Consider the following 12695-nt stretch of genomic DNA (forward strand, 5'->3'; position numbering starts at 1 on the left):
TTGAACTCGTCGGAGTAGTTTTTCTTTGCCATTGGGGTGGATCATCTCGCTTCCCCCGGACTCTGTCCGGGATTGAGCGTGTCCAACACGAGGGGTCAAGGCCCTTGCGCCGTCGAGACGCTCGTTGAGTGTGGCCGGCATCTGTGCTGTGGCGATGCTCCTGATTCTCGCGATCCCGGAAACGGTGATGCGGCGACGCGGGTCAGGCATCTTCGACGTCGAGATGGTGCGGACTCCTGAGCGGGCTGCGCACGTCCTCGACACCCTGGGCGATGGAGGTCGACGGGCTCTGACCTGGTCGCTGATCGGTGACTTCGGGTTCATCGTTGCGTATACATCGTTCGCGGTGCTGGCGTGTATCGCTGTCGGCAAGGCGTTGGCTTCGGCCCGCCCCGGTTTCGCTCGGCTGGCGAGGCACTTCGCGGCTGCTGCTGTGATCGCCGCCGTAGCAGACTGCATCGAGAACGCGAATCTGCTTGCGATCCTTGTCGACTCGCCGCGCAGTCCGTATCCGCAGATCGCCTTTGTGGCTGCGTGTATCAAATTTGCGCTGATCTTTGGCGCACTCGCGTATGCGGCAATCGGTGGAGTGCTGGTGTTGCGTTCGAGGACGAACCCTGCCTGATCGTCGTGCGATCGGTGTGCGCCAATTCGGGTCGGCGTGCGGCTGGCGGGATGCACGCTGACCCGATTCGACGCACCCTGACAACAAGAAACCCCTCGCTCAGTGCTCAGCGAGGGGTTTTCTTGGCGGTGGCGGAGGGATTTGAACCCTACGCCCACTCCAGGTTGCAGGTAGTACGTACCGGCTTACCAGCACAAATGGTTCACTGCTAGTCACCCACAATCAAGTCGACTCACCTTTAATTGTGGGCAGAACGTGGGCAGGTTTCCCGCGGACGTCACCTAGGACATCGCCGCTGAAGCGACCCGGGCGGGGACCCCCGCCCGCCAGGGATTTTCCGTACACGCACTACTGTGTTGTGCGTGGCACGTACGGGTTGCGCGGGCCTTTCCACATGCCTTGGGCACCCGAGCACTCAGTAGTACTCCCGGACGTACCCCAGCGCCTTTTCGAAGACATCATTGTCGCGGATTTTAAACTGGACATATAGCGTCTTCCGGAGGGCCTGTCTGACTTCCTGGTCGCCGCGCAAAGTCGACTGCCAGCCCTCGAATCGCACTCCGCGGACGACCTCATCGATGCGACTAACGATGTTGTCGACGATGATTGGGGTGTCGTTGGTCTTCACGGCCTCGAACAGCTCGGTGAGGGCCGCTTTGCCCTGCTCTTCGCGGGGGACCTCGTTGACTGTCTTCTCTGCGGCGACAGTGTCGCGCGCGAGTTCGAGGAGTTCACGCAGAAAATCGAGGCTGGATTGCTGGATGTCTGCGTACCTCGCCCGTAAGTCATTCATTCGCTTACCCAGCTCGACGAACACCGGGTTGTTCAGGTGTCGGGCGATGCGAGCCGTGATCTGCTTCTCGAGCTCTTGCGGCGGCACGTTCTTCTTGCCAAGCATCAAGTCTTCGATGGTCTGCGCGTCGAGGACAATGGTTTCCTCGCTTTGAGGTACTTCTACCTGAATGTACTCATTGATGAGATCGATTGTCTTGGCGCCCAATGCATGCCAGATGAGCCGTCCGGTGATGTCGGACGGTCGGACTGATTCATAAACGTCGGTGAGCCAACGGTAGTCGTTACGGATAGGCGCCAGCATCGGGTCAGGGCTGAGCGCTTCCCACAGCTGAGAGACGATGCTGTATGCAAGTCCGAAGGCATCCTTGGTTCCATCGTCGGCAATCGCTGACTGCGCTTGGACGAGACCTTCGTAGCCGCCGACGGTCCGATCAACACCCGGGAAGAACGCGATTGCTGCTCCGATTGCCGGCGCCAACTGCCTTTTCAGTTCCTCAATATTGGAGATGACATGCCGCACCGACTTCTCGTCGAATGCAAGTGACTTGGCGACGTCGTCGAAGATACCGAGGTAGTCAACGATCAGCCCGTGCGTTTTATCGGGAGGGTAGACGCGATTGGTGCGAGTTATGGCCTGTAGAAGTGTGTGCTCTTTGAGCGGCTTGTCGAGGTATTGGCAATACAGAATCGGCGCATCAAAGCCAGTGAGCAGCTTCGCTGTGACGACGATTATTTTGAGCGGATCGGCCGGGTCGTTGAAACGAGCGACGATCTGCTCAAGTTCCTCCGCGCCCGGAGTCCACATCGCCCAGTCAGGCGAGTCGCCGCGGCTTTTCGACATCACGATGGTGGAAGCGTCCGCGCCCAAGTGCTTGTCAAGTTCCTGCTTGTACGCCACGCACGACACTTTGTCGTAAGCGACTACCTGAGCTTTGAGCCCTTCTGGCTCCACTTTGCTGCGGAAGTGCCCGGCGATGTCGGCCGCAATCTTGGAGATTCGAGACGGTGTCTTTATCAGAATTTCGATTGAGGCTGCTCGCTTCGACAAGGTGATCTTGTCCGACTCCGATAGGTTTCGCTCACTGGCCAACTCCTCGAAGGCGGCGTCAATGGCCTCTTGATCAATGTGGATCTCCGATAACCGCGGCTCGAAGTGCAATGGGAGAGTTGCCCCGTCCCGGATCGATTCGTGAAATGAGTAGCGCGAGAGGTATCCACCTTCGTCCTCAGGCGCTCCGAACCACATGAAAGTGTTGCGGTCACGCTTGTTGATGGGCGTGCCAGTCAATCCAAATAGGAAAGCATTGGGCAACGCCTCCCGCATTTTGGCGCCGTAATCGCCCTCTTGCGACCGGTGCGCCTCGTCGACCATCGCGATGATATTTTCGCGGGCGTCGAGTACGCCTGGCGCTTCACCGAATTTGTGGATTGTCGTGATGATGACTTTCCGAGCACCCTGCCGCAACAGAGTCTGCAATTGTGCGCGCGAGTCGGTCGAAACGAGGCCAGGCACATCGGACGCGTTGAAGGTGCCGGTGATCTGGGTGTCGAGGTCGATGCGGTCGACGACGATCAGTATCGTCGGGTTCGTCAACTCGGTCATCGCCCGCAATTTGAGGGCGGTGAAGACCATCAGCAATGACTTACCCGACCCCTGGAAGTGCCAGATGAGGCCCTGTTTGATTTTGCCGAGCAGCACTCGCTCAACGATCAGGTTAGTCGCCTGGAACTGCTGAAACCTGGCGATTACCTTGATCTTGCGGTGCTTCTTGTCGGTCGCATAGAGAGTGAAAAAACGTAGGAAATCCAGTACTGCGGAGGGCTTCAAGACGCCTGCCACAGCCTCTTGTACAGCGACGAGGCCGACCTTGGCGGGAGCGTCCTCGTCGGTAGCCTCATCGCGCCATGGACCCCACAACTCGATCGGCATGCCGATAGTCCCGTAACGGAAGTCCTTGCCCTCAGTAGCGAATGAGAAGACATTCGGCACGAAGAACTGCGGGACGCTCATCTCGTAGTCGTCATGGATCTGTGCCGCGCCGTCGATCCAGGTGTACGCCGACCGGGTGGCGGACTTTGCTTCACCCACCACAAGCGGTAGTCCGTTGCACCACAAGACGAGGTCAAAGCGCTTCTCGACCCGCCCCTGGTTGAATGTGACTTCGGTAGAAATTATCCACTGATTTGACGAGTCTTCGTCAGCGTGGTCGAAGTCGATAAGCCGGACCGTCGTGTGCTCACCGGAAGGACCGAAGGGCATCGACTTCTGTCCGGTCAGCCAGGCCATGAACTCCTCGTTCGCCACCACAGGATGAGGACTGGTGCGAGCGGAGATCAGGATCGCACGAAGGTTGTAGACGACCTCGTCGGCCTTTTCAGGTGCGGCGGAGATTTCAGGGTTCAGCGCGATCAGGGCCGCCTTCAGCGGAGCCTCCAGCAACACCTCATCGGCGCGACGTGGGAGTTCGTTCCCCTTGAGGAACTGGATATCGACGGACTTCACTAAGTCGCGAACAAAGTCACGAACGGTGTTCGCCTCGTTGAAGATCACGATTGGCCTCCGAATATCTCGGAAAGTAGGGATGCGCGGAGAACAGCGAGCGCACTGGATTCGAGGTCAAGCAAGTCAATTGCATTGTCGAGCGTCTCTAACTTCAAAAGAAGTTTCCGCTGGTCATCAATTGGTGGAACGATAAGTTGGTGGGACCTGATGTCTTTTCCATTTATCTTCCAAATCCCGTTGGTAGACTTTGCCTTCTTGATGAGCGCATTATGCGCCCAAGCCGAGTTCCACTGCGCGGCACCAAATTCAGGAAGTATCAGCGCAGGATCGAAGCGAAGGCGGATGAGTAAATCAGGATAGACGCAGCCGTCGGGAAGTCCTCCGACGGCGAGGCCGCCGCGTCCCGTTAGTTGCTTGTTGCCGTTTCCGCGCACTACAAGAAAGTCATCGGGCTCAATAACGAAATTTGCCACATCGGCCGGCGGCACGTCGATATATTTAACCGCCTTACCACCGAGCACTTTTCCGTCGCGGATAGCACTAATGCTGAGCGTAGGGACGCCACGCGCTTCGTCGTTCGCTGTGACGGACTTTCCATTGGTTGGACCGGCGGTCACGACGTCTGTTACGGGGCGCACATCCCAACCCTTCGTCGTTTTACCGGTGCGCAAGGCGGTCTCGAACCAGAGCGAGCGAACCGCAGACGTCTGCATTCGCACATCCGCGCTGCTGCGAGCTTGCCATTCCACCGCCCATAGGAGTCCGGCAAGCCGCTCTTGAACATCGACTGGCGGTAGATTGAACTCAAAACGCTCAAGATCCGACCAGTTCACATACGGATTTACTGAGCCTTTCGACTCGGCAATCGCGAATGCCTGAAAGCCTTGCGATGTCATTATGAACGGTAAAAAATCCTGCAACAGGATGTTTGGATCTTTCGTCTCGGCGACAAACGTAGTGTTAGCGCAAACTCCATCAAAATCAGCCACCGCTACCTTCCGCAGATACGTTCGCCGCGAACCATAAAGCACCTGGCCCGGATGGAAGCGGCGATGGAATGCTGGGCCCAGGTCAACCTCGCCGATGTTTCCCCACCTGTGAATCTTCAGATCGTCCGAGTCCATGTGTTCGCCCGCAACAAAGCGCTCCACACTTCCGTCGCCTGGATCTACTTTTTCCTTGGACGCCGTCGCTACTTGACCAAGCGTCACGCATTTCCACTCAGACCTGGAGAGTTTGAGGGTCACGAAGGCACCTCCGAATGGAGCAAACTAAGGACGCCGTTAATTGCTGTGTAGGACGCCGTACTTGCCGCACGCCATTCCGTTGCGGCCTCGCCTCCATCAACCTGTTTCACACCGTCTGTTCGCTCGGCGTCAGCAACATAAAGCGAGATGGCGAGGCTGTATGACTTAATTGCAATTTGGTCGATTGATGCGACCGCGGCGAAGCCGTCGGTGTCGGCGAACGTACGAAAGACGTCGAGAATCTTCTGCTGGTGCCGTACCCGAAGGAAGGACTGTGCACGCTCGCGTGCAAACTCATTGACGGCGTTGATGAAGAGCACCTTGCCCTTACGTTCGGCCGCCTTCCTTGATCTTAAAATAACTACTGTTGCAGGCATTGGAGAGTTGTAAAACAGGCCTTCGCCCAATCCGAGCACACACTCTACAAGGTCGGACGTCACCAGCGCCTCACGCAGCTTTGCTTCCTCTTTGCGGAAAAGTACGCCGTGCGGAAAGAGGATCGCTGCGCGACCAGTCTTTGGGTCGAGACTCTTGGCGATGTGCTGAAAGAATGCGTAGTCGGCACGCCCCTGCGGCGGTACACCCCACATGTTTCGACCGTACGGGTCATTGGCGAAGGCGTCGCGGTTCCACCCCTTGATCGAGTATGGAGGGTTGGCAAGTACTACGTCGAAAGACTGCAGATTTCCGTTCGCGTCGTAAAACGCCGGCCGAGTGAGGGTGTCGCCGTGGGCTATGTGTCCGTCGGCGATGCCATGCAAGAACAAGTTCATGCGGGCTATAGCCGATGTCCCGTGGTTAAGTTCCTGACCATACAGCCGCAGGTTTCGCCACTCCCTGCCCTGACGCTTCAGCTCAGCTGTGGTCGAGATAAGCATGCCGCCGGTGCCGCATGTAGGGTCGTACACCGATTCACCAGGTTGAGGTTCAAGCATCTGCGTCATCAGGTGCACAAGGGTGCGGTTGGTGTAGAACTCCTGCGCCGTGTGACCAGAATCATCGGCAAACTTCTTGATGAGGTACTCGTAGCCGTTGCCGAGTTCGTCCTCGGGCAGATTCGCGATGGAAAGGGTCTTTGTCGAGAAGTGTTCGATAAGGTCGGACAGGGTTGGATCAGGCAGGAGTTCCTTATTGCCCCAGTCACCGTCGCCGAAAACACCTGGCAGGGTGTCGGGATTCACGGACTCGATTGCACGCATCGCCTTCAGGATCGCGGCGCCGATATTGCTCGTAACTCCACGAATATCATCCCAGTGGCACCCGTAAGGAATCGCGAAGCGGTGGTTCTCTGGCAGTTGGGCCATTTCCTGGTCGTCGTAGACCTTCATCGCGGCAGAGTGTTCCTCGTCGTACACATCAGAGATCCGCTTCAGGAACACGAGTGGGAAGATGTACTGCTTGTAGTCCCCAGCGTCGATGAGTCCGCGCAGAACCACAGCGGCGCCCCAAAGATAAGCCTCCAGGTCACGCTGAGTGACGCGGTTGCTCATGCGCTCACCACGGTGCCAAGACCCCACTTCGCGAGTTCGGCTTCTAATGTGGCGCAGGTCTGACTGGCGGCTACGTGCGCCGCTTCCAGCCCTGCGAGCGCTTCGGCGAGCGTCACCTGATCGCTGTTATCGGTCGGCGCAACATACAAAGAAAGATTGAGATTATAATCGTTCGCAGCAATCTCAGAGAGGTCCGCAACATAGGCGAATGCTGCGGAGTCCTCGAACTTCTGATAAGCGATATGCAGCTCTCGCGCGTGCCCGGATTCGAGAGTGTTTTGGCTGCGTCCGCGCTTGAGTAGTGACTCACCGTTTATGAAGAGCACCTTACCCTCCCTCTCTGCCGGCTTGGCCAGGCGAAGGATCAACACACATGCCGAAAGGCCGGTGCCATAGAAAAGATTGGGCGCAAGGCCGATGACGGCGTCAACAACGTCAGATCGAAGGATATGAGCACGGATTCGCGATTCCGAACCCTGCCGGAAGAGTGCCCCCTGAGGGAGAACTACGGCCACTCGGCCGGTCCGGGGCCGAGCGGAGGTAAGCATATGTTGGACCCACGCCCAGTCCGCGTAGCCCTTCGGCGGAACTCCGCCACGAGCATTGCGACCCCATTTATCGTTGACCCATTCGGATTCGCCCCAGTTCTTCAGCGAGAACGGCGGGTTGGCAAGGACGCAGTCGAACTTGGCGAGGTGGTTGCCGGTGTAGAAGGCCGGGCTCCGGAGCGTGTCCTCTCGGGCGATTTTGAAGTCCTCGACGCCGTGGAGCAGGAGATTCATCCGCGCGATGCCAGATGTCGCAAGCACCTTCTCCTGGCCGTACAACCTGCCCCAGAGCGTCTTTGGACTGCCGCCAGCCGACTTGACATGCTCGATGACTTCGATGAGCATCCCGCCGGTGCCACACGCGGGGTCGTAGACAGTTTCGCCCTCGGTCGGGTCAAGAATGTTGACTAGCAGCCGAACTACGGATCGCGGCGTGTAATACTCGCCGGCCTTTTTGTTCGAGAGATCGGCAAATCGCTTGATCACGTATTCGTAGGCATTGCCAAACACATCGGGCGCGACTACAGCGTTGGTGAGGGCTTTACTCGAGAAGTGCTCGATCAGGTCAGCCAGTCTGCGGTCGGGCAACTTGTCCTTGTTGGTCCAGTTCGCGTTCCCAAAGATGCCGTACAGGGTCTCCGGGTTTGCCTTTTCAATCTCACGGAACGCCGTCTGGAGTGCCTGACCGATGTTCTGCGTGCGCGAGCGTAGGTCTTCCCAAAGGCAGCCTTTTGGAATAGCGAAGCGATGATTCTCGGCAAAAGCCGCGAACTCGTGGTCACCCCCCGACTCACCGAGCGCGTGTCCGTACTCCTCCAGGTACACGTCGGAGATGCGCTTGAAAAACAGAAGCGGGAAGATGTATGCCTTGAAATCGGCTTGGTCAATCGACCCTCGAAGCAGGTCCGCCGCAGCAGCCAGGTAGCTCTCTAACTCCGAGAGCGTCATTGGACCGCCAATCGTCGGGATCATCGCCCGTGCGACCGCTTGAGCCTCTTCGTCCGTCAATTTGTCTTACTCCGCATCGGTCCAGTTGTTCTGCACGATAGCCATTTACGTCTTGTCGTAGACCTATGATTCTTTGCGGCCGGTTGCCGCAGACAGAACGGCGGCGGGTACCGCACGGTTGGTTCGGCTCGATCTTTCACTGCTAGACCACGATTCGTTGCCATACCGGCGATACACCGTGTCCCATCCTTTGCTGACACGAGGTACCGCCGCCCGTAAGAACCTACGCCGCGTCGGCCTCCACCCACGACCCCGACTGCCGACTGTTGTTCTCTAACAATTTTATCGGCGGGGTCCTCACGAAATCGCTTTCGGCGGGTACAGGGTGTACGTCGCGTACAACTGCCATTTTTGCAGGTGGGCCGCCCGAGCGGGAGGGTGTTCGCTCCGTACACGGTGTACCTGATTCCTGCGACAGGCAATACCGTCGACCGTTTGGTACCTCAATCAGGTTGACTAACCCGGCAAGTTCGAGCTCGGTCAGCGCAACATCCATGTGATCTCTTAGGTCATGTCGCAACTTGCGACGCAAAACAGACGACGACATCTCAGCACCTTGCGCTAGTAGTCGGAGAATGTTGTTGCGCGCCCGCTCGACTTTACGATCTGAGATGAACTCGTCCCGCTCATCAGAGAGCGCAGCACGCGCCTTCATGGATTCGGTCTTCCGACTTCGCATCTCACGCTGGATCGCTTCGCGCGTTCCATTGCTCATGACCATAATCTGGCCCGCAAGATCCCAGTCGTCGTCGTCCATTGCCGCGCGCCCTTCCAGGATCATTAATGCCGTCGCAACCTTCAGCCTGCTAAGCAGGGCATGCCCGTTCAGCGGGTCGACCGACTGACCACGCAGCGCAACCAATCGGTGATTGTCCATACAGTCGATGGCAACCTGCGGGATTGGTATAGGACCAGGCTGCCATCTGGGCGCCTTCACCGACCATGTCTCGGGTTCCGTTGGCCGACTGTCCGGCGCTTCTCGATCGTGCACGTCAAACCAGACAATGCGCTGTGTTGTACCGCCATCTGAACCGGCGAACAGGGCTTCGGCACGTCGAGGTTGCACTCCCACAACCAAGGCTGCACGATATGAGTGCGCTGCGACCACAGACTTCGTTGCCTTCTGGGCATTGTTGAACCCAATTGGTTCACCGCAGTACAGCTTTCGGAGCTCACCCTCCAGCGTCGCACCTTGGCGACTGAATAGGGCCGCGAGGGTATCGACTTCGGGCGCGGTGAAGAGAGCTGACTCGACGTCGTTCGGAGAATCCGAATCACAGCCCGCCGAACGAAATGTCCGTGCGATCCCCTCGCCAGACGAATCGAAAATACACCGCCCGATGATCCTCACCCTCGCATATTGCGGTTTGCGTTGGGGCGAAGCAATTGCACTGCGTGTCCGGGACGTCGAGTTCTTGCGACGGAGGCTGACGGTCCACGACAATGCCGTCCAGCTCGGCGTCGAACACGTCGAAGGACTCACCAAGAGTCGGAAACAGCGGGCGGTGCCGGTTCCCGAGTTTGTCCTTAGTGAATTGTCCTTGCGGTGTGCGGGTAAGAACCTCGACGACCTTGTCTTCCCTGGACCCAATGGGGAGTACCTTCCAAGGCCGAAGTCTGTCGGCGGGTGGTTTGTCGGCGCGGTCAAACGCGCGGGAGTTCAGAAGATCACTCCGCACGACCTTCGGCACAGTTGCGCGAGCCTTTCGATCAGCGCCGGCGTCAACGTCATGGTTCTTGCACGAATGCTCGGACATGACGATCCCAGCGTGACGCTCCGGGTGTATTCCGACCTATTCGACGAGGACTTGGATCGTGCGGCGGACCGCATGCACAAGGCCTACTCCGGCAATTGTGGGCAAATTGTGGGCAAGGAGACGTTGATAGCTACCGCTGGCTGACCGACAAAGCCCTCCACCTGCGTAAACAGGTGGAGGGGTCTTGGCGGTGGCGGAGGGATTTGAACCCTCGGACGGGGGTTACCCGTCACACGCTTTCGAGGCGTGCTCCTTAGGCCGCTCGGACACGCCACCGCCGCAGACTCTACCGGAGATCGGCAGTTGCGCTAAATCGCCTTGTTAGACGCCGGATCCGCCGCCGGTGACCTTGTCTTTGAGATCGGTTGCTGCCTCTTTTGCCTTGTCGACACCCTCGAGGAGCGCATCCTTTGCAGCAGTGGCCAGCTCCTCTGCCTTGCCGAGCGCGCCTTCGACTACTTCCTTCGCCTGACCGCCGATGTTCTCAGCCGTGCTCTTCGCGTCGTCTGCAATACCCATGGTTCCTCCGTCAGAGTTTGCGCGCCGGGTCGTCCGGCACAGAGGCAATATTCGCACTCCCTGGTCTTTTTCCGCCGGGAGTCGAAGAAACTTGCTAGCTCAGAGTTCGCCGACGTCGCGGCGTCGCGCACGGAAGAAGTCGTCGAGCAGCGCAGCACACTCATCTGCGAGGACACCGCCCCGGACCTGCGGACGATGATTCAACCGACGGTCACGAACGACATCCCACAGCGACCCGACCGCACCCGTCTTCGGCTCCCACGCGCCGAACACAACTCGGTCGACACGTGCGAGAACGAGCGCGCCCGCGCACATCGTGCAGGGTTCGAGAGTGACGGCCAAGGTGAGCCCGTCCAAATGCCACCCGTCGCCGTGGATCCGCGCAGCTTCACGCAACGCAACGATTTCGGCATGCGCCGTCGGATCACCCGTCGCCTCACGAGCATTGCCGGCGCGAGCCAGGACGTTGCCTGCGGCGTCGACGACAACCGCACCGACCGGAACATCATCGTCACCCGCGAGTGACGCAGCATCGATCGCGGCGCGGATGAGCGTCTCGTCGTCCAAACCCGCTACCGGGGAAGCTTGTCGAGCACACCCGCGAGCTCGTTTGCAAAGCCGAGGCGAGCCGCGATCATGCCGATCTGCTCGTCCGGGTACAGGTCGGTCTCGGCGACGATGACACTCAGCACCGGCTCCGGCAGACCGAGATCGGCGAGCACGCCGAGGTCGCCCTCTTCCCACGGTTCGATGTCGTCGAGCTCGTCAGGGTCGATGTCCGGAATTTCGACGTTGATCGCGTCGAGCACCTCGGCTGCGATGTCGTAGTCGATCGCGGCCGTGGCGTCGGACAGCAACATCCGCGTGCCCGAAGGCGCAGGACGCAGGACCACGAAGAACTCGTCGTCGATGTCCAACAACCCGAACACCGCGCCCGAACTTCTCAGCTCGCGCAACTCGGTCTCGGCGGTGTGCAGGCTTGTGAGAGCACCGGAGGAGAGAGGAGTGCATTTCCACACACCCTCTTCGCGCGTCACCGCAACGCCGAATCCTTCGAGATCGTCGAAGTCGTCCGAGGGTGCTGTGTTGATGCTCGAACGCTGTGCAGCCATGCGCGCAACGGTAGTCCGCCCACCCTGAAATGTTGAAGTCAGAGTCCGTGAACAGCGGCGAGTGTGAAAACCTGAGTGCGTGTCAGAACACGTCGAACCGCCGATCTGCGTACTCGGACTCGGTCTGATCGGGGGGTCGTTGCTTCGCGCGGCCGTCGCCGCGGGCCGAACTGCCTGGGGTTACAACAGGTCCGCCGATCCGGTTCGTGACGCCGTCGCCGACGGATTCGACGCGACCTCGGACCTGCGGTCCGCACTGGTCAGGGCGCACGAGAGTAGGGCGCTGATCGTTGTCGCGGTGCCGATGCCAGCCGTCGACGCCGTCCTCGCAGCAGTGGCCGAACACGCTCCCGAGTGCCCGTTGACCGACGTCGTCAGCGTCAAAGCTCCCGTCGCCGCCGCCGTTGCTCGCGCCGGTTTGACCGAGCGTTACGTCGGGGGTCACCCGATGGCCGGCACCGCAGAATCGGGTTGGGGTGCATCCTTCGCGGACCTGTTCAACGGCGCGGTATGGGTGGTCGCGGCAGACGACGGTGCCGACCCCGCGGTGTGGTCGGCGGTGACGCGGTTGGCGCTGGCCTGCGGCTCGGTTGTGATACCTGCCGAGTCGAATGAGCACGACCGTGCGGTCGCCCGGATATCGCATCTTCCGCACGTCCTTGCAGAGGCGCTGGCGACATCGGGCGCGGCTGGTGGGGACCTGGCGCTCGGCCTCGCTGCCGGGTCGTTTCGCGATGGCACACGGGTAGCGGCGACGGCACCCGACCTGGTGCGCGCGATGTGCGAGGCGAATGCCGACGCGTTGCTCGACGCTCTGGACGAGACGCTCGCGGTGCTCGCCGCGGCGCGCGAGACGCTGGCGGCAGGGTCGCTTGCCGATCTGGTCGGTGCCGGATTCGCCGCACGCCAGCGCTACGAAAACGCGCAACGCTGGGACATCACGGGCATCGTTCCAGGCGATATCGGCTGGTTGGAGGCGTTTCGTGACGCCGGGCGACGGGGTGGGGCGCTCCGCGCCTTGTGAGTCTTTTTGGGCTCTTGTGCTCTTACCGTGGGTGGTTTTGGTGTTGATGTGAGCGCACGCCGTTGTC

Annotated in this window: 11 protein-coding genes and 1 tRNA gene; 3 read left to right on the forward strand and 9 right to left on the reverse strand. The window is 59.5% G+C overall.

The window, feature by feature from the left end; genetic code table 11:
- Positions 1-130 precede the first annotated feature (130 nt).
- Positions 131-625, forward strand: a complete 495-nt coding sequence (locus ACHIRB_RS23350; protein ID WP_395113009.1) for a hypothetical protein — start codon at positions 131-133, stop codon at positions 623-625.
- A gap of 415 nt (positions 626-1040) precedes the next feature.
- On the opposite strand, the gene ACHIRB_RS23355 is transcribed toward ACHIRB_RS23350, so the two are convergent.
- The 5 genes from ACHIRB_RS23355 to ACHIRB_RS23375 form a co-directional block, all read right to left on the reverse strand.
- Entirely contained in the window at positions 1041-3971 is a 2931-nt protein-coding gene (locus tag ACHIRB_RS23355) for a type I restriction endonuclease subunit R (RefSeq protein ID WP_395126515.1), read from the reverse strand.
- Positions 3968-5170 carry a restriction endonuclease subunit S domain-containing protein gene (locus ACHIRB_RS23360; RefSeq protein WP_395126514.1) on the reverse strand — a complete coding sequence of 401 codons (1203 nt, stop codon included), beginning with the start codon at positions 5168-5170 and terminating at the stop codon, positions 3968-3970. Before ACHIRB_RS23360 ends, ACHIRB_RS23355 begins: the two co-directional genes overlap by 4 nt.
- A complete protein-coding gene (locus tag ACHIRB_RS23365) occupies positions 5167-6660 on the reverse strand; it encodes a type I restriction-modification system subunit M (RefSeq protein WP_395126512.1) in 1494 nt (497 codons plus the stop codon). The genes ACHIRB_RS23360 and ACHIRB_RS23365 overlap by 4 nt, the downstream gene beginning before the upstream one ends.
- Entirely contained in the window at positions 6657-8216 is a 1560-nt protein-coding gene (locus ACHIRB_RS23370; RefSeq protein ID WP_395126510.1) for a type I restriction-modification system subunit M, read from the reverse strand. Before ACHIRB_RS23370 ends, ACHIRB_RS23365 begins: the two co-directional genes overlap by 4 nt.
- Positions 8217-8439: 223 nt before the next feature.
- Positions 8440-9567 (reverse strand): hypothetical protein, encoded by a 1128-nt coding sequence (locus ACHIRB_RS23375; RefSeq protein ID WP_395126509.1) that lies wholly within the window; start codon positions 9565-9567, stop codon positions 8440-8442.
- On the opposite strand from ACHIRB_RS23375, the gene ACHIRB_RS23380 reads away from it, so the two are divergent.
- Complete coding sequence (locus tag ACHIRB_RS23380) at positions 9557-10117, forward strand: tyrosine-type recombinase/integrase (RefSeq protein WP_395126508.1); 561 nt, start codon at positions 9557-9559, stop codon at positions 10115-10117. The genes ACHIRB_RS23375 and ACHIRB_RS23380 overlap by 11 nt on opposite strands.
- A gap of 41 nt (positions 10118-10158) precedes the next feature.
- Here the strand turns inward: ACHIRB_RS23380 and ACHIRB_RS23385 are convergent.
- The 4 genes from ACHIRB_RS23385 to ACHIRB_RS23400 form a co-directional block, all read right to left on the reverse strand.
- Positions 10159-10249, reverse strand: a tRNA-Ser gene (locus ACHIRB_RS23385).
- Positions 10250-10294: 45 nt separating this feature from the next.
- Positions 10295-10492, reverse strand: a complete 198-nt coding sequence (locus ACHIRB_RS23390; protein ID WP_199704800.1) for a CsbD family protein — start codon at positions 10490-10492, stop codon at positions 10295-10297.
- 99 nt (positions 10493-10591) lie between these two features.
- The gene (locus ACHIRB_RS23395) at positions 10592-11059 is read right to left on the reverse strand and encodes a nucleoside deaminase (RefSeq protein ID WP_395113008.1); all 468 of its coding nucleotides are present in this window, start codon (positions 11057-11059) and stop codon (positions 10592-10594) included.
- A 5-nt stretch (positions 11060-11064) separates the two neighbouring features.
- The gene (locus tag ACHIRB_RS23400) at positions 11065-11604 is read right to left on the reverse strand and encodes a tRNA adenosine deaminase-associated protein (protein ID WP_395126507.1); all 540 of its coding nucleotides are present in this window, start codon (positions 11602-11604) and stop codon (positions 11065-11067) included.
- A gap of 79 nt (positions 11605-11683) precedes the next feature.
- Here ACHIRB_RS23400 and ACHIRB_RS23405 point away from each other — a divergent pair, with 79 nt between their 5' ends.
- Entirely contained in the window at positions 11684-12628 is a 945-nt protein-coding gene (locus tag ACHIRB_RS23405) for a prephenate dehydrogenase (protein ID WP_395113006.1), read from the forward strand.
- Positions 12629-12695: the final 67 nt, after the last annotated feature.

It is taken from the genome of Antrihabitans spumae (genome assembly GCF_043944905.1).
Taxonomy (GTDB): domain Bacteria; phylum Actinomycetota; class Actinomycetes; order Mycobacteriales; family Mycobacteriaceae; genus Antrihabitans; species Antrihabitans spumae.